This window comes from Agromyces salentinus (assembly GCF_009749395.1).
GTDB lineage: Bacteria > Actinomycetota > Actinomycetes > Actinomycetales > Microbacteriaceae > Agromyces > Agromyces salentinus.
On record NZ_WBIR01000028.1, the window covers coordinates 21,777 to 41,831 of the forward strand.

A 20,055-nucleotide genomic window follows, 5' to 3' on the forward strand; every position below is an offset into this window, starting at 1 on the left:
GCGAACGCGCGGGAATGGAGGCATGACGTTGCTGGGTGCCGAGCGCGCCCGCGCCGAACATGCGCGGGCGCCGGGCGCCCGCGCCGCCTCCGAGGCGCGCGACGGCGTCGGAGGTCGTGCGCCGATGCTCATGCGGCTGCAGGCCGGCGCCGGCAACGCGGCCGTCGCGGCGATGCTGGCATCCCCGCCGGAGACCGCCCACCCCGTCCAGCGGCTGGTCCGGGGCTCGGTCCCGCCGCCGCCCGTGCCGCCGCCGACGCCCAACCCCGCCGCGCACCCGGGCGTGCGGGCGGCGACCGCGTCGATCCGATCGGCCGCGCACCGCGCGGCGCAGCATCCGTCGCCCGGATCAAAGGCGCAGGAGGCCCAGAAGGCGGCGCAACCGCCCGCGGGCGATCGCGAGGCGCAGGCCAAGGCCGACAAGGCCGAGACGATGGGTGCGACGCCCGCCGGCGGGTTCGACAAGGCGGCGTTCGTCGCCGCGGTGAAGGCCGCCATCGACAAGCAGACGCCCAAGACGCTCGAGGAGGCCGACGAGTTCGGGAAGTCCGGCAAGGCCGACCAGGTCGGCGCCGAGGTGCGCGGGCTCGCCGGTCGCAACACCCAGTCGGCCGCGCGGCCGATGGCCGAGGCATCCGCCCGACCGCCCGACGCGTCGCGCGCCGTGGAGAAGGAGGTCACGCCGCTCCCGACCCAGGCCCCGCCAGGGCCGCTGAAGATCGACGCCGCGCAGGCCGCGCCGTCGCGCGCCCCACCGGAGCAGGTGGACCTCCGCAACGGCCCCGCCGAGACCGACCGCAATATGGAGGACGCGGGGGTCACCGAAGACCAGCTCCGACGCTCGAACGAGCCGGAGTTCACGGGTGCGCTCGCCGCCAAGCAGCAGGCCGAGGCGCACTCCGCCGCCGCGCCCGGCCAACTCCGCGCGCAGGAGGCCCAGCAGCTCGGGCAGGCGCAGCAGGGCGCCGCGAGCGCCGGCACCGCGACATCCGCCGGGCTCATGGGCCTGGGCGCCGCGAACCGTGCGGCCGTCGGCCGCGGCCAGCAGGGAGCTCGGAGCAAGGACGAGCAGGAACGAGCCGCGGTGACCGCGAACGTCACCCGGCTCTTCGACGAGACCAAGATCGCCGTCGACGAGATCCTCAAGGGCATCGACGGCAAGGTCGACCAGGCGTTCAAGGACGGCGAGGGCACCGCGAAGAAGGCGTTCACGGAGCAGCACACCCGCGAGATGAAGGCGTTCCGCGACAAGCGCTACTCGTACGACACCGTGGGCGCCATGCGCTGGGCCGCCGACCTCCTGCTCGGCCCGGAGCCCGAGGTCGACGAGATCTTCCGGCGCGCCCGTGCCACCTACGAGCGCGAGATGGCGAAGGCGATCGACCGCATCGCCGACCTCGTGGGCGGCGAGCTGAACGCCGCGAAGACGAAGATCGCCGAGGGCAAGGCGAAGATCGCCGCGTACACGAAGAGCCTGAAGCCCTCGCTGGCGAAGGTGGGGGCGGATGCCGCGAAGGAGGTCGGCGGGCGGTTCGGGGAGCTCGAAGCCTCCGTCGATGAGAAGGGCCAGGCGCTCGCCGAGGACCTCGCGACGAAGTACGTGGAGGCGCGTACCGCCGTCGACGACGAGATCAAGGCGATGCAGGAGGCGAACAAGGGCCTCGTCGACAAGGCCAAGGACGCGGTCGTCGGCGCGGTCGAGACGATCCTGAAGCTGAAGACGATGCTGCTCGGGGTGCTGGCCAGGGCGGCCGGCGCCGTCGAGAAGATCATCAAGGACCCGATCGCCTTCCTCGGCAACCTCGTCAACGCCGTGAAGAGCGGCATCATGGCCTTCGGCTCGAACATCGCGACGCACCTGAAGAACGGACTGCAGACGTGGCTGTTCGGCGCACTGTCCGCCGCGGGCATCGACCTGCCGGCGAAGTTCGACCTGCAGGGCGTGCTGAAGCTCGTGCTCTCGATCCTCGGACTCACGTGGGCGAACGTGCGGGCGCGCATCGCCGCGAAGCTCCCGCCGGGCGCGATCGAGCTCGTCGAGCAGGGGTTCGACGTCGTGAAGCTCATCGTGAAGGAAGGGCTCGGCGGCATCTGGCGGATGATCCTCGAGAAGGTCGGGGACATCAAGGAGATGATCATGGGCCAGGTCAAGGAGATGGTCGCGGTCGAGATCATCAAGGCCGGCATCGTCTGGCTCGTCTCGATGCTGAACCCGGCCTCGGCCTTCGTGAAGGCCTGCAAGATGATCTACGACGTCGTCATGTTCTTCGTCGAGAAGGCCGAGCAGATCAAGGCGTTCGTCGACTCGATCCTCGACTCGGTCGAGTCGATCGCCTCGGGCGGTGTCGGAGCCGTGGCCGGCTACATCGAGAACACGCTCGGCCGGATGGTGCCGGTCATCATCGGCTTCCTCGCCTCGCTCCTCGGCCTCGGCGGCATCAGCGGCAAGATCAAGAAGATCATCGAGGCCGTGCAGAAGCCCGTGAACAAGGTCATCGACTGGGTCGTCGGCAAGGCCGTCGCCTTCGGCAAGAAGGCCATCGCGCTCGGCAAGAAGGCACTGGCCAAGGTCAAGGCGAAGGGCAAGGAGGCCTGGGGCAAGATCAAGAAGAAGCTCGGGATCAAGGAGAAGACACCGGAGGAGAAGGAGCGCGCAGGCGCCGCGGCGGGCGTCGCGGCGATCAACCGATTCGCGGGGAAGCGGATCGGCCAGCACATCCTGAAGCCCGCGCTCGCCTTCGCCCGGGTCCGGAACGGACTCGCGGTGCTCGAAGCCGTGCCTGGGGACAAGCACTGGATGGTGCGGGCGTCGGTGCAGCGCGAGACGACGGCCGAGAGCAACGTCGACAGCGCGGCTACACTCGACGGCCTCGAGGGAGTGAAGAAGGCGATCGCCGCATCGGGTGGCATCCTTCCCTTCCTGACGCTGTGCGCTTCCGCGAAGGAGATCGGTGGCATGGAGGTGGCGAAGATCCGCTCGCTCTTCGCGTCCGATGCGACCATTCGGAACTACATCAAGAACGAGTTCCGCGGCGCAGCGCCGTACACCCACGAATGGATTCCGACGAACATGCTGGACAAGGTTCTGGATCGCGCCGTCGCGGCACGGGACGCGGGAGTGCTCGACGATTGGCAGGCCCTCCAGAACAAACTCCGGTCGAAGACGTATGCCGTGATCTGGCACTTCGAGTTCACTCAACTCGACTTCACGCTCCAACAGCACGTCGGTGGAGCGGTCAACTCGGCGGATGTCCTCAAGCGCGCGCAGGACGCCCTCTTCAAGGCCCAGGTCGACCGGACTCCCGGGTGGGAGATCAGGTTGCACGCGGCGACGTCGCGATTCGATGAGGCAGAGCGTCGTCATAAGCGGATCACGGCCGGACCGCTCGGGCTGACGACGACGAAGGGCACGAAGCGGTTCCACGATGCACTCCGCGGGCTCTTCACGAACAATCCCACAGTCAAGAGCTACCTCAAGGCCCTGCTCGACTTCGTGCGGGCTGAGATCTGGGACGGTTCGGTCCCCGCGCATCTACGACCGGTCAAGGCGGCGAACGCGGGGCTCGCTGTCTACATCGACGACACGACCCCGAATCCCGATGTAGAGATGGGCCAGGTGGGAGCGATGCAAGGAGAGAAGAAGAAGGAGATGCTCGGACTGATCTCCGGGGCGCTCTGAGAGCCGCCCATGGGAGTTGCTTTTCCGCCGTATGCCAGTTCCCCCTCGTCGGCTGAGGGGGAACTGGCATACCGAAATCTGGAAGGCGTGCCGGGAATCAGAGCGGGCGACACCGCTTCGCGCCGCAGCGAACCCGCGCCGGAGTGCCCGATCGCGCACGGCTCGCTACCCGCATGCACGTCCCGCCGGACAGGTCCGCGGCGCGGCATCCGTTCGATGCTGAACCCGAGCATGCGAACCGCTGCGAACCGCGAAGGAGCATCCGATGCCCACCTATCTCTCCCCAGGCGTGTACGTGCAGGAGATCGAGGCTGCGACGAGGCCCATCGAGGGCGTCGGAACCGCGGTCGCGGCCTTCGTCGGCATGGCGCCCAAAGGCCCCGAGAACACGCCGACGCTGGTGTCCAACTGGACCCAGTTCGTCGACACGTTCGGCGGCCTGTATCCGGGCGCGTACCTGGCGTACGCCGTGTACGGGTACTTCCTGAACGGCGGCGGCAACTGCTACGTCGTCCGCATCGGCACCGCGGGTGCCGCCGGCGGCGGCGGGGGCGGCGGCAAGAACGTCGGCAAGCGCGGCGAACCGAAGTCGCTCGCGTCCGGCCCGCAGACCGCGGCGATCGGCAACTACGTCTTCACGGCGAAGAACTCGTCGGCGAATGCGAAGCCGATCTCGGTCGAGATCGCCGAGCCGACGGGCGAGGACGTCGAGGAGGGCGCCTTCAAGGTCGTCATCACGGTCGACGGACGCTCGCCGGAGGTCTTCGAGCAGGTCTCGCCGAAGCCCGACAGCGCGACCTACGTCGTGTCCAAGGTCACCGCCGACTCCAAGCTCGTGACGGTCGAGGAGCGCGACCCCGCCTCGGCGGGCGTCACCCCGCGCACCGGCACGTTCGACCTCGCCGTGCCCGAGCCCGAGGAGCAACCGATCGTGCTCGAGGGCATCTCGGCGGCGAACTACATCGGCAGCCCCGCCGACCGCACCGGTTTCGGAGGCCTCGAGGAGGTCGAGGAGATCACCATGGTCGCCGTGCCCGACCTCATGGCCGCGTACGAGCAGGGTGCGGTCACGCTCGAGATCGTGAAGTCCGTGCAGTTGGCGGTCATCGCGCACTGCGAGCTCATGGGCGACCGCATGGCGATCCTCGACTCCCCGCCGAACCTCTCGGCGCAGGAGGTGCGCGAGTGGCGCCGCACGGGCGCCGGCTACGACTCCAAGTTCGCCACGCTCTACTACCCCTGGATCAAGGTGCTCGACCCGGTCACCTCGACGAACCGGTTCATGCCGCCGTCGGGCCACATGGCCGGGGTGTGGGCCCGCAACGATGCCGAGCGCGGCGTGCACAAGGCGCCCGCGAACGAGGTCGTCCGCGGCGCCGTCGAGCTGCAGACGCAGCTGACCCGCACCGAGCAGGAGCTGCTGAACCCGATCGGGGTCAACGCCATCCGCGCGTTCCCGGGGCGCGGCATCCGCGTTTGGGGCGCCCGGACGCTCTCGAGCGACGCGGCGTGGCGGTACGTGAACGTCCGCCGCCTGTTCAACTACCTCGAGAAGTCCATTCTCGGAGCGACGCAGTTCGCGGTGTTCGAGCCGAACGACCAGGCCCTGTGGGGCAAGTTGCGACGCTCGATCTCGGCGTTCCTCGTGAACGAGTGGCGCGCCGGCGCACTGTTCGGCGCCACCGCCGACCAGGCGTTCTTCGTCAAGTGCGACGAGGAGACGAACCCCGCCGAGGTCATCGATGCCGGCCAGGTGGTCTGCCAGATCGGCGTCGCACCCGTGAAGCCCGCGGAGTTCGTGATCTTCGAGCTCTCGCAGTTCTCGGGCGGCACGAGCCTCGTCAACGAATGACCCCGACGTCCAGCACACCTCACATCGAATAGGAGCACACCATGGGACTCGCGGATGCCTTCGACTCCTCACCGGCCTACGCCTTCAAGGTCATCATCGACGGCATCGAGCTGCCGAAGGTGACGGAGGTCTCGGGCCTGAAGAACGAGGTCGACAAGATCGAGCTCAAGCAGCAGCTCGCCGACGGCAAGTACGTCGTGCGCCAGCTCGTCGGCCGTCCGAAGGCCGGGGAGTTCACCATCACCCGTGGCCTGACCGACTCGAAGACGATCTCGGACTGGCTCGGCGTCGTCATGAAGGGCGACGTCAAGGGCGCCCGCAAGACGGCGTCGGTCGAGCTGCTCGACTACGAGGGCGGAACGATCAAGAGGTACGAGTTCCGCAACTGCTGGGTGCGCAGCGTCGAGGTCAACTCCCTCAAGGCCGGCGCGACCGAGCAGGCGACCGAGAAGTTCACGGTCTGCTTCGACGAGTCAGAGGTGAAGTGACATGCAGCGCGTCATCGCGACGCGCCCGAGCACCGAGACAGCGGATGCCGCGGGCGCGGCCGCTCCCGTCGACGACGGGGCCATGCGCACCGAGTTCGCCTTCGAGCTCCCGCGCGGGTACGTCGGCGCCGACGGCACGGTGCACCGGCGCGGGGTCATGCGACTCGCGACGGCGCGCGACGAACTGCTCCCGCTCTACGACGCGCGCGTGCAGGAGAATCCGGCGTACACGACGGTCGTCCTGCTCGGCCGGGTGATCACCTCGCTCGGCTCGCTCGGTTCGATCGACTCGTCGATCGTCGAGAACATGTTCGCCTCGGATGTCGCGTTCCTGCAGGACTTCTACCGCCGCGTGAACGCGGAGGGCCACACGCGCATCGCGGTGACCTGCCCGGAGTGCTCGCACCGGTTCACCGCCGACCTCGCGGGTGGTCGCCTGGGGGAATCATGACGTACTCGACCGACCGCATCCATGAGGAGGTCGCGTACGTCGCCTACCACTTCCACTGGTCGCTCGACGACATCCTCGACATGGAGCACGCGGTGCGACTGCGCTACGTGCGCGAGATCGCGGCGATCAACACAAGGCTTTCCGAGGAGCACTGATGCGGTGGCCGTGGCAGCGCGTCGCGGTCGAGGACGGCGTCGATGCAAAGGGAACCGACGGCGCCGGCCGCTCGGAGGAGCCCCGGATCTCGCCGGCGGGCTGGGCGTTCCTGCCGCCGATGCAGCGGCAGATCTCGGATGCCCCGCCCGCCACGCTCCGTCCGGGGTGGATCGAATCGCTGCCGACGCGCACGGTGCCCAGCCGGGTCGCCGAACTCACGCACCTCGTCGACGATGCGGCCCCGTCGGGGACCGTAGCGACCGCGTCGGCGGCGCTCGGAGCACCCGTGCAGCGCTCGGCCGTCGCCGATCTCACCCTCCGGCCGCCGCAGACCGCCGCCGAACGGGCTCGCGAACGACAGGTCGCCCAGCGGCAGCGGCAGGTTGTCCAGCCGACGGCCGCGCAGCAGGCCGCCGTCGTGCAGCGCGAGGCGAACGAGCCCGAACTGCCGGTGCAGCGGTCGGATGCCGCCGGGCCGAGCGAGGAGCCGGGTCTCGAGCTGCCCGACCTCGGCGCCGAGGAAACAGCGAGTCCGACCCCTCCGCCGATGCCGGGCGAGGCCGTCGCGGCGGTGACCGATGCGAGCCCCGTGCCCGCCGCGTCCGTGCCGGATGCGGCCGCGACCGCGGTGAGCGGGCAGGATGCCGCGGGCACGGCGCTCGGCGCCGGCCTCGGTGACGGGCTCGGCGCACGGCCTCCGCACGCCGGGTCGAGCCCGTCGACACCCCTGAACCTGGCTGCCGTGCAGCGCACACCCGACGCAGCGCACCCGGAGACGCCCGTGGCGCCCGACGCCGTCGGGTCCCCCGACGGCGCCGACGTGCCGACTCCGCACGCCCCGGACGCGCCGACGATCTCCGCCGCTCCGCCGCTCGGTGGGGACCCGGGACGGCTGGGGCTCGCCGCGCCCGTGTCCGGTGCGCGCGCGGCGAGTGACTCATCGTCGCCGCCGGCGGCCGGCGGCACCTCGGTGCAGCGGTCGACGTCAGCGCCCGATACCGGGGGGATGCGACGCATCGGCCTCGGGGCTCCGCTGCCGCCCGGCATCCGGTCCGAGCCGCGGCATACGCTCGGTGGCACTTGGGCTGCGAGCGGCGAGCCCGCTGCGACGGGCGGGTCGGTCGAACCGCCGGCATCCGTGCAGCGCAGCGAGGAGTCCGCGCGCTCCGGGCCCCGCCCCGACGCCTCGGCGACGAGCCCGGGTCCCGGCACGACCTCGTCCGCGGCCCTGCTCGACACGTCGGCTCCGGCGGAGCACGACGGACCTGACCCGTACGTCGCATCCGTCGACCAGGGCGGAATGCACGAGCGACCGGTCGGCCTCGCCGACCCCGTCGCGGAATCGTCGGCACGGCCCGGAACGCCCCTCGACTGGGCCGTGCCGACTGCCCTCGCGCTGCAGCGCTCGATGGCGGGCGGCGGTGAGCCCGCCGGCTCCGACTCCGGCGCCGAGGCGACCGCGGGAGGCGCGGCCGAGGGCTCGGGCCAGGGGGCCGCCGCGGCGCCGACCGACGATGGGCGCGTCCCGTCGCCCGGCGCCGAACCCCTGCCGCCGCTGCACACCGTGCCGCTCATCGCGCAGCGCGCACTCGAGACCTCGCTCGACGCCACGGCCATGCCGCCGGTCGCCCCCAGCCATCCACGCGCGATCCCGGTCGTGGCCTTCGAGCCGTTCCCGACGACGTCATCGTCGTCGTCCCCGGGCTCGACGGGTTCGACGGGAGGCCCGTCGTCCGCACTCGGCCGTGCCGCCGGGCTCGCGTCCGTGCAGCGATCGGATGTCGCGGACTCCGGCTCCCCGAGCACGGCCGACCCGCGCGCCGCGGGTGCGAGCGGCGGCGCGCAGACGCCCTCGGCCGCGGCATCCGGGGGAGTGTTCGCCTGGGTGCAGCGGGTGTTCGGTCGCAACGAGGCCACCGCGGCGATGACCGCGACGGCGTCGGATGGCTCCGGTGACCGTGGCGACGGCGCCGACCACGGCGCCGACCACCGCGGCGACCTGGGTGCGAACGCCGATCTCACGCCGTGGTCGACCTCCGCCCCGGCGGGCGTCGCGCACGCCCCGCTCGCCCGCGCTGCGGGGCCCCTCACCGTGAGCCGGCTCACCGACGCGGCGACCTCGGCCGCCCCAAGCGGGTGGTTGAACCAGGGCGCCGCGACCCTCACCCAGCCGCAGCACGCCCCCGGGCCGATGCTCGTGCAGCGCAGCGTGCCGACGATCGCCGGCCCCGCGGCATCCGCCCCGCGCCTGCCGCTGCCGGTCGCCTCGCCGCCCGCGGCGCGCGCCGACGGGGGAGCCGCCGGTGCGGGGTGGGCGAACGATGCGGGCCCGGACTCGGGCTCGCCCTCGGGTCCGGTCGTGCAGACGGCCATCGCCCCCGGGGCGCCGCCACCCGACGGGCCGGGTTCCGTCTCGCCGCCGGCCGACGGTGGAACCGCGTCCGTCGCGGCATCCGCCGGTGCCGCCGCTCCCGGAGCCGCCGGCATCGACACCTCGCCCGCCGGCATCGAATCGCTCGCCGCACGTCTCTACGGCCCGCTCGCGCGCCGACTGAAGGCCGAGTTGCTGCTCGATCGGGAACGCCGCGGCATCCGGATCGACGGAATCTGAAGGGGGAGGCGACATGCTCGAGGACACCGCGCTGGCCGTCGGCGTCAGCTACATCGTGAAGATCGACGGGGAGTCCCTCGGCGAGTTCGCGAGCTGCGAGGGGCTCGGCGTCGAGGTCGTGCTCGAGTCCCGCGAGGAGGGCGGCAACAACAGCTTCGTCTGGCAACTGCCGACCCGGCTCAAGTTCTCGAACGTGAAGCTGTCGCGCCCGGTCGGCAAGGGAACCTCGGGGCCGATCCTCGCGTGGATCTCGAAGGCGCCGTCGCTCACGCCCAGCAGCGCCGAGATCCAGGCGCAGAACTCCTTCGGCGAGAAGATCGCCACCTGGTACCTGCAGCGCGTCGTGCCGGTGCGCTGGACCGGTCCCTCGCTCACGGCCGACCAGCCGAAGGTACTCACCGAGACCCTCGAACTGGCCCATCACGGCATCGACGCCGACGGCTGAGGAAGGACCCGCCATGCCCGTCACGAAGACCGACACGACCAGCGCGAGCCTGACGCACGCGGTGCTCGAACTGCTCGAACCCGGCAAGACGCCGGGCGTCCCCGGCGGCCCGATCGGCTCGATCGAGTTCCAGATGAACCCCAAGGAACTCACGATGGCCAAGTCGGCCAGCTGGAAGACCGAGAAGCAGAAGAAGGCGTCATCCGCGCCTCCGGCGACCTATCAGGGGCCCGAGGCGCAGAAGCTCTCGGTCGAGATGTTCTTCGACGACACGCAGAGCTCGGGCGGCGAGAGCGTCGTGCAGCGGGTCGAGAAGCTCTTCCAGGCCTGCGCTCCCACCAAGGACTCCAAGCGGGGCGACACCCCGTCGGCGCCGTGGGTGCGATTCAAGTGGGGCGTGCTCTCGGGATTCGTCGGCTACGTCAAGTCGGTGTCGGCGAAGTACACGCTCTTCTCCCCGACGGGCACGCCGCTGCGCGCGGTGTGCACCGTCGCCCTCGAGGAGATCGCGGAGGAACCCGGCAAGCAGAACCCGACCTCGGGAGGCCTGCGCCCGCGGCGCGTGCACACCCTGCGCGAGGGCGACTCGCTCGCCGCGATCGCGTACCGGGAGTACGGCAGCGCCGCGATGTGGCGGGTGCTCGCCGAGGTGAACGGCATCGACGACCCGATGCGCCTCTCCCCGGGACGTTCGATCTTCCTTCCCGCGGCCGACGAGCTCGCCGGGCCCTCGTCTCGCGAGATCGCCCGCCGGGAGGTGGCCCGTGCCGTCCGTTGACACCTATACGAGCCTGCTCCTCGTCGCGGTGGAGGGGCGGCCGATGCCGGCGACGGCCGCGAGCCTGCTCCTCACCGGGAGGGTGACGGATGCCGCGAACCTGCCGGACTCCTTCGAGCTGGAGTTCACCGACCCGGGCGGCACGGTGCTCAGGGACGCCGGCTTCGACATCGGCAAGCGGGTTGTCCTCTCGGTCTCCGAGAACGGACCCCAGGGCCCGCAACGACTGCTCGACGGCGAGGTCACGGCCATCGACCGCGAGGACGTCGCCGGAGCCCTCCGCACGCGCGTGCGCGGCTTCGATCGCTCGCATCGGCTGTTCCGCGGCCGGCGCGTGGCCGCGTACCAGGACAAGACGATCGCCGACATCGTGCGCGAGGTCGCCGACAAGGCGGGCGTCCCGGTCAAGTCGATCGCCGTCGCCGGCTCGGTCGTCAAGCACGTCACCCAGGACAACGTGAGCGACTGGGTGTTCCTGAAACGACTCGCGGATGCCGCGGGCTGCACCTTCTCGGTCGTCGAGCAGGGGCTGGTGTTCGCCCTGCCCACCCAGGCCTCGGAGGCGCCGAGCGGCGCGGAGTCCGCGCGCGACGATCCCGTCGTGATCGAGCACGGCGTCAACGCGCTCTGGCTCTCGGCGACCGTGACCGCGGCGAGCCAGGTCCCGGGCGTCGAGGTGCGCGGCTGGGATCCGGTCGGCAAGGAGGCGGTCGTGGCGAGGGCGGAGCCGAAGACCCGCGTCGTGCAGCTGCCGACGATCAAGCCCGAGGCGGTCGCCGGCGCCTTCGCGTCGCCCACCTACGTCGCCGCGACCGGTGACGGCCAGCAGCGCTCGCAGGAGTCGCAGGCCAAGGCCGTCGCCGATCGCATCGCGGGCGGCTTCGCCGAGGTCGAGGCGCGCATCCTCGGCAACTCGCACATGCGCTCGGGCACGGCCGTGACGCTGAAGGGCTACGGCGCCCCCTTCGACGGCCGGTACACCGTCACCGAGGTGCTGCACGAGTTCGCATCCGAGGCCGGGTACACGACGACCGTGGTGGTCAGCAACGCATCGGATCGCTCGCTGTACGGCCTCGCGAGCGGGGGCGGCGCGGGCGGGTCCGGCCCGTCCGCCGATGAGGCCGCTCGCATGACGGGCGTCGTGTCGGCGCTCGTGAGCGACATCGACGACCCCGAGCGGCGGGGCCGGGTCAAGCTCACCTTCCCGTACCTCTCGGGCGACTACGTCAGCAGTTGGGCGCGCACCGTGCAGCCAGGGGCCGGCCCCAAGCGGGGCGCCGTCGTGCTGCCGGAGGTCGGCGACGAGGTGCTCGTCGCGTTCGAGGGTGGGCGCTTCGACCGTCCGTACGTCATCGGCGGCCTCTACAACGGCAAGGACGAGCCCGAGATCGGGTGGGACCAGGCGGTGCAGTCCGGCTCGGTCGTGCGGCGCGCGTTCACCTCGAGGTCGGGGATGGAGGTCGTGTTCACCGAGGAGTCGGGCACCGAGACGCTGACCCTCTCGACGAACGGCAAGGCGCAGCGCGTGACCCTGACCCAGTCGGGCGAGAAGGGCATCGAGATCATCTCGGAGGGCCCCGTCATGGTGACGGCCAAGTCGGACGCCACGGTCAAGGCCGATCAGGGCACGCTCTCGCTGTCGGGCTCGAGCGTGAAGATCAAGGCGACCGGCGAGGTCTCGGTCGAGGGCGCGTCGCTGAAGCTCAAGGGCACCGGCGCGACGGAGGTCGAGGGCGGCACGCTCGCGCTCAAGGGGCAGGGCACCGCAGAGCTGTCGGCCTCGGGCATCACGACGGTCAAGGGCAGCCTGGTCAAGATCAACTGAGGGGGAAGCGGATGTCTCGAGAGTTCGTCGGTCACGGCTGGACGTTCCCCGTGCACGCCGACGCGACCGGTCGCATCGCGCTCACGTCGGACGAGCGCGAGATCGAGGAGAGCATCCGGCTCATCCTCGCGACGGCTCCGGGGGAGCGTCCGATGCGGCCCGAGTTCGGCTGCGCCGTGCACGACTTCGTCTTCGCTCCGGCGGATGCCTCGACCGCCGGTGCGATGGGCGTCGCCGTTCGGGCGGCCCTGCGGTTCTGGGAGCCGCGCATCGAGCTCGGCGAGGTCTCGGTGTCGCTCGAGCACGCCGACGACGGGGTGCTCTACATCGATGTCGGCTACACGATCCTCGGCACGAACGACCCGAGGAACCTCGTGTTCCCGTTCTACGTCATCCCGCAGGAGCAAGGAGCACCGTCATGAACCTCCCCGCACCGAACCTCGACGACCGGCGCTTCCAGGACCTCGTCGACGACGCCAAGCGGCTCGTCGCCCTGCGCTGCCCCGAGTGGAGCGATCACAACGTCTCGGACCCGGGGGTCACGCTCATCGAGGCGTTCGCGTTCATGACCGACGAACTGCTCTACCGGCTGAACCGCGTGCCCGACCGGCTGTACCTGGCGTACCTGGACCTGCTCGGCATCCGGTTGTTCCCGCCGACGAACGCGTCCGTCGACCTGGTGTTCTGGCTCTCGGCGCCCCGCACCGAGACGGTCGTCGTGCCGGCGCGCACGGAGGCCGGGACCCCGCGCACCGAGACGACCGAGGCGATCGTGTTCGCCACGGTCGCGGACCTCGAGATCCCGCCCCGCTCGCTCGTGCGCGTCGGCAGCCAGCCGGCCGAGGGCGAGCCTTGGGTCCGCGACACGAACCTCCGCGGCGACGAGATCGACGCCTTCCAGAAGACGCCCGCGCCCGGCGATGCGCTGCTGTTCGGCCTGGACGAGCCGTCGGGCGGCCTCGCGATCTCGCTGCGCATCGACTGCGCGGTGCGCGGCGTCGGCGTCGACCCGCTCGATCCGCCCATCGTCTGGGAGGCGTGGTGCGGCACCCGCTGGGTCGCGTGCGACGTCGTCGCCGACGGCACCGGCGGGCTCAACCGCCGCGGCGACGTCGTGCTCATCGTCCCCGCCGGGCACGCGGCATCCGTCATCGCGGGGGAGCGGGCGGGCTGGATCCGCACCCGGCTCGTCGAGCGCGAGCCCGAGGTGCCGACGTACAGCGCCTCGCCGCTCGTGCGCTCGGTCGAGGCGAAGACCGTCGGCGGGGTCACCCGGGCGATCCACGCGACCACCATCGACGACGAGGTGCTGGGGCTCAGCGAGGGCGTTCCGGGCCAGGAGTTCACGCTCGACGTGCACCCGGTCGTCGACGACGGCGCGCCGTTCACGCTCGACGTCGGCACCGGCGCCGCGTGGGAGGCCTGGGTCGAGGTCGAGGACTTCGCCGACCAGGACGCCGACGCGCGCGTGGTGCGCATCGACCGCACGCGCGGCGTCGTGAGCTTCGCGCCCGCCGTTCGCGAGGCCGACGGCGTGCTGCGCTTCTACGGCGCCGTGCCGCCGAAGGGCGCGCCCATCCGCGTGCCGCGCTATCGCGTCGGCGGCGGTGCCCGCGGCAATGTCGCCCCCGGGGCACTCTCGGTGCTCCGTTCGACCGTGCCGTTCGTGAACCGGGTCGCGAACCGCCGCGCCGCCCATGATGGCGTCGACGGCGAGACCGTCGAGGAGGCGAAGGCCCGCGGCCCGCTGACGCTGCGCACGCTCGACCGGGCGGTCACGGTCGAGGACTACGAGCAGCTCGCCAAGCGCGTGGCGCCCTCGATCGCGCGGGTCCGCGCCGTGCCGGCGACCGCGAAGGGGGAGGAGCAGGGCGTGCGCCTGCTCGTCGTGCCCTCGGCGGTGCACGCCGCCGACGGCCGCGTCGAGTTCGCCGACCTGATCCCGTCGGAGGACGTGCTCATGCTGCTCGCCGACGAGCTGGAGCAACGGCGCACGGTCGGCGCACGCCTCGCGATCGAGCCCCCGCTGTACCAGGGCATCACGATCGTCGCGAAGCTCATCGCCAAGCCGCGGGTCGCCGTCGAACGTCTCCGTGAGGATGCCGTCGCCGCGCTCTACCGGTCCTTCGACGCGGCCCACGGCGGTGCCGACGGCACGGGCTGGCCGTTCGGGCGCCCCGTGCTGGCGGGCGAGGTCTACGCCGTGCTGCAGAGCCTGCCCGGCACCGAGCTCGTCGACGAGGTGCTGCTCTTCGGCGCCGATCCCGTCACCGGCAAGCGCGGGGACCCCGTGCAGCGCATCGACCTCGAGCCCGACGCCCTCGTGTTCGGGTTCGAGCACCGCGTGCGCGTGACGGCGGGGGTGTGACGTGCGCGGGCTGGTGCCGAGGCTGGAGAACCCGTCGCCGTTCATCACGCGGGTCCCTGCCGTGCTGCAGGAGGACGAGTTCCTGCAGCGCTGGCTCACTGCGTTCGACCTCTCGATCGCCCCCGTCGTGTCGGTGCTCGACAACCTCGAGGCCTATGTCCGCCCGGGAACGACCCCGCCCGACTTCCTCGACTGGCTCGCGAGCTGGGTCGACGTGGAGCTCGACGAGGAGTGGCCCGTCGAGCAGCGGCGCCGGGTCGTCGCCGATGCGGCCGGGCTGCATCGACGCTCGGGCCGCGCCGACGGCGTGCTCGAGACCATGCGACTGGTCGCGGGTGCGGATGCCGCGGTGGAGATCTCCGAGAGCGGCGGCACGTCATGGTCGACGACCGCGCACGGCCCCCTGCCCGGATCGGCCGACGGTGCGGTCCGCGTGCGCGTCACGGGTGCCGGAGGCGACCCCGAGGCCGAGCGGCGGCGGCTCGAGCGGGCGGCACGCCGCGTCGTGCCCGCCCACATCCGCATCGAGATCGAGCTGACGGAGGGGTGACATGGCCGACGGCATCGTGTGCGACGAGTGCGGGGCGCACAATGAGGAGGGCGACGACTTCTGCGGACAGTGCGGCGCCTACCTCGCGTGGGATCGCAGCGGTGCCGCGACGAGGGATGCCGCGCCGGCCGCCTCCTTCGAGGAGGCCTGGGGGCCCGAGCCGGACGTCCGGCGGTCGAGTAGCGAAGCGTATCGAGACCAGCCCGAGCCAGAGCCGGACCCCGAGCCGGAACCCGAGCCAGAACCGGACCCCGTCCTCCGGCGGTCGAGTAGCGAAGCGTATCGAGACCAGCCCGACCCAGTACCAGTCCCCGAACCCGAACCCCAGCCGGACCCCGAGCCGGAACCCGTCGTCCGGCGGTCGAGTAGCGAAGCGTATCGAGGCCAGCCAGACCCAGAGCCCGAGCCCGAGCCTGACCCGGACCCCGTCGTCCGGCGGTCGAGTAGCGAAGCGTATCGAGACCAGCCAGACCCAGAACCAGAACCCGAACCCGAGCCCGAGCCGGACCCCGAACCCGAGCCCGAACCCGAACCAAAGCCCGAACCCGCCTCACCCGCGGCCCCAGTCGCCGCGGCCGCCACGGCCGCGGCGGCAGCGACAGCCGCGACAGCGGCGGCATCCGCTCGCCATGCCGCCGTGCCGACCGCGGTGCCGCCGACCGCGATCCCGCCATCCGTCCCGAAGCCGAGGTCCGTCGCGCCGGCGAAGCCGACCGCCACGACCCCGAAGGCCGTCGCGCCGGCCGCGCGCAAGCCGAGCGCGGTGCCGCAGCGGCCGGCTCGACGTCAGGCCACGCCGGCCGACGCCCCGAAGCCCGGTGACCTCGTCTGCCCGAACTGCGGCGCCGGCAACGCTCCCGGTCGACACTTCTGTCGACGGTGCGCGGCGGCCCTCGAACCGGAGCCGGACCGCTCGCACCCCGTCTCCCACCAGGCGGCGATCGGCACGCGGCCGAAGCGGCGGCGTCGGTTCCGCTACGGCTGGATCGTCGTCGTGGTCCTTATTGCAGGCCTCGCCTCGCTGGCCTGGTTCCTGCGCTCGCCGATCTCGGGATTCTTCGCGACGGCCGCAGACCGGGTGGTCGATTCGAGCGCCTACAACCCGGTCGGCCTGGGCGCCTCGAGTTCGGCCGAAGGTCGCGGTCCGGAGCTCGCGCACGATGGCTTCTCCGACCGCTCTTGGGCGCCGGCGCCGACCGGGCCGGCGACGGGTGAATCCCTCTCCGCGACGTTCGACACGCCGTTCCGCCTGGTGGCCGTGCAGGTCTCCTCCGGCGCCTCCGCCGAGCAGGCCGCGTTCCTCGCCGAGGCGCGGCCCTCCACCATGCTGGTCACGACGACGGATGCCGCGGGCGTGACGCGCGACCACACGCTGAAGCTCGCCGACGAGCCGGGCCCGCAGCGCTTCGACCTCGGCGTCGACGACGTGGTCGCGGTGCAGATGACGATCCAGGGCGCGTTCGGCGCCACGGATGCGACGCACGTGGCGATCGCGGAGGTCGAGTTCTTCGGCAGGTGACGCTCACTCCACGCCGAGCGCCTGGCGCATGTTGCGGTAGCCCTGCTGGGCGCGACGTGCGGCGATGACGTCGCCCGCCCGTTCGTGCATGGTGACGAGCGTTCGCCAGGACTCGTCGAGCCACGGGTCGATCTCGACCGCGCGCCGTGCGGCGGCGACCGCCGGATGCGCCTCGCCGAAGTGCGCGTGCAGGTGCGCGAGTGACGACGCCGCCTCGCTCGCCCGGTGCCGGTAGCGGTCCCGGGCGCCGACGGCCCACTCGGCCGGCCCGTCCTCGGGCAGCACGTCGCCCGTGTAGAGCTCGAGCGCGGCGACCAGCCGGTCGCGGGCGACCGCGGGCTCGCGACGGGCCTTCGCGATTGCCGCCTCGCTGAGGTGCTCGTCGAAGCCGACGAGGTCGCAGTCGTTGTCCGCGGTGAGCCCGAGCCGGTACGCCTCCCCGACGCGTTCGACGATGCCGCCCTCGCGGCCCGAACCCGGGACGAGTCGCCGCAGGCTCGAGACGCTGACGTGCAGCGCGTGCAACGCCGACTCGCTGCCGAGGTCGGTCCAGAGCAGGTCGGCTATGAGCTCCCGGTGCAGGGGAGCACCGGCGTTCAGCGCGAGCATCCGGAGCAGCATCCTGGCCTGGGGGCGCACGAGTCGCAGGTCGGCGTCGACGCCGTCCAGCCGCAGCCGGAAACCGCCGAAGCAGGCGACGGACACGTGCATGCCGCCCTGATCCCTGACGCGTGCGTTGGCGCGTGGCCGCCGCGGCATCGAGACCGGGAGCCGTGGCAGGCCGGTCTCGAGCGCGGATCGGCGGGCGGCGCTCGCGTGGCTCGCGGCCGTGCGCGGATCGCCGCTCCGGATCGCCGACGCCGCCTCGAGGAGCGACCTGGGGCCGGGCAGGTGCAACCGGATGGTCGAGGCGTCCACCGCGGAGCACAACTCCGACGCCCGCGGGTCGCCGTTCGTGGCGGCCCCGACCGCGGCGACGGCACGACCCCAGGTCGCGACATCCGGAAGTCCCAGCCGATCGCATCTGGCCGCGAACGACATCGCCCGCTCGGTCTCGAGCGCCCCGCGCCGGAAGCGGTCGAGCACGTCGATCGCCTCGACCACGCCGAGCCCGACGACATCGCCCCGCTCCTCGAGCTGATCGCACACCCGCCGTACCGTGCCGCGCTCCGGATGCCGCGTGAGGGCCGCGAGTGCTCCGCGAACGACGCGGCCGAGTCCGCCGAGCCCGTGGTCGACGGCCTGGCGTTCCACGGTGACGAGGCCGTCGAGGGTCTCCTCGTCGGTGGCGAGCGGCGCACGGATGACGAGCAGCGCCAGGCGGGCCGCGAATCGCTCGTCGGCTCGTTCGGCGGTGCGCACGAGACGGCGGAGGAGTGGCACGGCCCCCGTCACGTCGCCCCGCCGCAGGCGGGAGAGGGCCGCGTGCAGCGGGGGGACCGAGGTGCGAGGCGGGAGCGGCATGCCTCCGGGTCGTCCGCCCATGGGGATGGCCGCCTGCGTCTCGACCCGGGTCGCGATGCGGTCGCCCGCCCGGCCGGACTCGAGCGCGGCGGCGATGCTCGGACAGCGCCGCAGGATGTGGCCCGGCACCGGCTCCGCCCAGAGCGCCCCGCTCATCGCGCCCTCATCGCACAGCAGGGCCTCGAGCTCGATCCAGGAGCGCCCGGCGGCGAGCGTGTCGGCCGCCTCCTCGACGGCGCCCTCGTCCATGAGCAGGCGGCACGCGGCCGATGCCGACGCCGCTCGCGCTGTGGCGTCCATGCTGCGCAGCAGGTGCCGGCGAAGGATCGGCGGGAGCGCGCGCCGCCCACCGTCGCACCGGCTGTGCATGACGACGCCGCGGTCGAGGGCGCCGATGAGCGTGACTGCGCCGGCGCGCCCGAGCATCCCCGCGACCCGCGCGAGGTCGAGCTGCGGCAGGGTGCTCGTCGCTGCCAGCGCGGAGACGAGGTCGGCCGGCAACCCGCCGAGCACCTCCTCGAGCCATCCCGACGCCGTGTCACCGCCCACCGTGTCGGCGATCCACGCCTCGAGCGACTCCTCGGTCGTCGCGTCGGCGTCGGCCGCGAGCTCGTGCACCGGCTGCGCCCAGCCCGCCGTCTCCCGGCGGACCATGGACGCGGTCTCGAGGTCGATCCGGCGCCGGGTGACGTCGTGGAACAGGGCCGCGACATCGGGCAGGCGCAGCGCGAGGTCGGGCGCGAGCACCACGCCGTCGCGCGGCACGGAGAACGACGGCGGCCGCCGAGAGACGACGAGCAGGCGATCCAGGCCGGATGCCGCGGCGAACCCCTCGAGCACCGGTTCCGCGCTCGTGCCCAGCAGGTGCTGTGCGTCGTCGACGGCGAGCGTACCGCCGGACTCGGCCGCCGCGTCGAGCAGGCGCCGGCGCGCGACATCCGCGTCGCCCCACTCCCTGGTGGCCTGCACGAGCGAGCCGGATGCCTCCGCGACGACGCGTCGCGCGTACTCGGTCTTGCCGCTTCCGGCCGCGCCGATGACGAACGTCGCCACCCCGCCCGGCTTCGAGCCGCGCGCGGGTGAAGCCGTGCCGGACCGCAGTCCGGCGTGGTCGATCGCCGTGGTGTTCGAGATCACCGTCGCCCCCGTTTGACGGACCTTCTCAAGGAATGCCGAAAGGCTACTGCGCGGACGCCCGCGCCGGTATCCGTGGCAGCACTGACAGCACCCCTTTTGGGGGCATGTGCTTCCGTCGAGGTCGGGGGTCGACGTGTTCGGATCATCCACCGAGAGGTGATATCCTCTTCAGGTTGCCGATTGCGGCACATGCCCCGATAGCTCAGTGGTAGAGCACTTCCATGGTAAGGAAGGGGTCGTCAGTTCAATCCTGACTCGGGGCTCTGGTTCTCTCGGTTCGGCCTCGCGGCAGAACCGGCGAAGCCTTCCCGGCGGGGTAGCTCAGGTGGTTAGAGCACACGGCTCATAATCGTGGTGTCGCGGGTTCGAGTCCCGCCCTCGCTACAACAGCAGGACCCTGTGCATCGCGGGTTCTTTTCTCCTCATGCGGCGTCTCAGGCCGGTTGGCGCGACCACATTCCGGCCACGGCGCATGGATGAAGATGTGCCGTGAAGCCGGCCGTCTCCATGTGCGAAGCCTGCGCGCGGCCAGCCGGCCACCTCGAGGACGGTTCGTCGGCAGCCTTCATGTCCCTGCGAAGGCCCGATCGCGTCGTTGCAGAAGACGTACCCCGGATTCTATTGATCGATGCAACACCCCTTCTTGGAGGTTGTTGCTCGTGGTGTTGTCGTTCTCTTCTCCTGCGGCGGTGCGGTTTCTGGCTGCGATTGGTCAGGGGCATGGTCTGAAAG

The 20,055-nt window shown here is 71.8% G+C and carries 14 protein-coding genes and 2 tRNA genes; 15 read left to right on the top strand and 1 reads right to left on the bottom strand.

The features are described from left to right. Positions 1–22 precede the first annotated feature (22 nt). The 13 genes from GQQ95_RS18490 (at position 23) to GQQ95_RS18550 (ending at position 16,722) form a co-directional block, all read left to right on the top strand. Positions 23–3,679, top strand: a complete 3,657-nt coding sequence (locus GQQ95_RS18490; protein WP_157429086.1) for a phage tail protein — start codon at positions 23–25, stop codon at positions 3,677–3,679. 265 nt (positions 3,680–3,944) lie between these two features. Further along, positions 3,945–5,531 (top strand): phage tail sheath family protein, encoded by a 1,587-nt coding sequence (locus tag GQQ95_RS18495; protein WP_157429087.1) that lies wholly within the window; start codon positions 3,945–3,947, stop codon positions 5,529–5,531. A 41-nt stretch (positions 5,532–5,572) separates the two neighbouring features. After that, positions 5,573–6,019, top strand: a complete 447-nt coding sequence (locus GQQ95_RS18500; RefSeq protein WP_157429088.1) for a phage tail protein — start codon at positions 5,573–5,575, stop codon at positions 6,017–6,019. Position 6,020: 1 nt separating this feature from the next. Then, positions 6,021–6,470 (top strand): hypothetical protein, encoded by a 450-nt coding sequence (locus GQQ95_RS18505; RefSeq protein ID WP_157429089.1) that lies wholly within the window; start codon positions 6,021–6,023, stop codon positions 6,468–6,470. Next, the gene (locus GQQ95_RS18510) at positions 6,467–6,625 is read left to right on the top strand and encodes a DUF6760 family protein (protein WP_157429090.1); all 159 of its coding nucleotides are present in this window, start codon (positions 6,467–6,469) and stop codon (positions 6,623–6,625) included. Before GQQ95_RS18505 ends, GQQ95_RS18510 begins: the two co-directional genes overlap by 4 nt. Beyond that, a complete protein-coding gene (locus tag GQQ95_RS18515; protein ID WP_157429091.1) occupies positions 6,625–9,237 on the top strand; it encodes a hypothetical protein in 2,613 nt (870 codons plus the stop codon). The genes GQQ95_RS18510 and GQQ95_RS18515 overlap by 1 nt, the downstream gene beginning before the upstream one ends. 13 nt (positions 9,238–9,250) lie before the next feature. Next, entirely contained in the window at positions 9,251–9,682 is a 432-nt protein-coding gene (locus GQQ95_RS18520) for a phage tail protein (protein ID WP_157429092.1), read from the top strand. Positions 9,683–9,695: 13 nt separating this feature from the next. Beyond that, positions 9,696–10,460 carry a CIS tube protein gene (locus GQQ95_RS18525; RefSeq protein WP_157429093.1) on the top strand — a complete coding sequence of 255 codons (765 nt, stop codon included), beginning with the start codon at positions 9,696–9,698 and terminating at the stop codon, positions 10,458–10,460. After that, positions 10,447–12,285 (top strand): VgrG-related protein, encoded by a 1,839-nt coding sequence (locus tag GQQ95_RS18530; protein ID WP_157429094.1) that lies wholly within the window; start codon positions 10,447–10,449, stop codon positions 12,283–12,285. The genes GQQ95_RS18525 and GQQ95_RS18530 overlap by 14 nt, the downstream gene beginning before the upstream one ends. Positions 12,286–12,296: 11 nt before the next feature. Next, positions 12,297–12,707 (top strand): GPW/gp25 family protein, encoded by a 411-nt coding sequence (locus GQQ95_RS18535; RefSeq protein WP_157429095.1) that lies wholly within the window; start codon positions 12,297–12,299, stop codon positions 12,705–12,707. Next, the gene (locus tag GQQ95_RS18540) at positions 12,704–14,653 is read left to right on the top strand and encodes a putative baseplate assembly protein (RefSeq protein WP_157429096.1); all 1,950 of its coding nucleotides are present in this window, start codon (positions 12,704–12,706) and stop codon (positions 14,651–14,653) included. The genes GQQ95_RS18535 and GQQ95_RS18540 overlap by 4 nt, the downstream gene beginning before the upstream one ends. A 1-nt stretch (position 14,654) precedes the next feature. Then, positions 14,655–15,203, top strand: a complete 549-nt coding sequence (locus tag GQQ95_RS18545; protein ID WP_157429097.1) for a phage tail protein — start codon at positions 14,655–14,657, stop codon at positions 15,201–15,203. A 637-nt stretch (positions 15,204–15,840) separates the two neighbouring features. Then, complete coding sequence (locus GQQ95_RS18550) at positions 15,841–16,722, top strand: NADase-type glycan-binding domain-containing protein (protein ID WP_157429098.1); 882 nt, start codon at positions 15,841–15,843, stop codon at positions 16,720–16,722. A 3-nt stretch (positions 16,723–16,725) separates the two neighbouring features. On the opposite strand, the gene GQQ95_RS18555 is transcribed toward GQQ95_RS18550, so the two are convergent. After that, positions 16,726–19,323 carry an AfsR/SARP family transcriptional regulator gene (locus GQQ95_RS18555; RefSeq protein WP_157429099.1) on the bottom strand — a complete coding sequence of 866 codons (2,598 nt, stop codon included), beginning with the start codon at positions 19,321–19,323 and terminating at the stop codon, positions 16,726–16,728. 191 nt (positions 19,324–19,514) lie between these two features. Between GQQ95_RS18555 and GQQ95_RS18560 the strand changes: the two genes are divergently transcribed. Together GQQ95_RS18560 and GQQ95_RS18565 are read left to right on the top strand one after the other, a co-directional pair. Continuing rightward, positions 19,515–19,586 (top strand) — tRNA-Thr (locus GQQ95_RS18560). A gap of 47 nt (positions 19,587–19,633) precedes the next feature. Beyond that, positions 19,634–19,707 (top strand) — tRNA-Met (locus GQQ95_RS18565). Positions 19,708–20,055 lie beyond the last annotated feature (348 nt).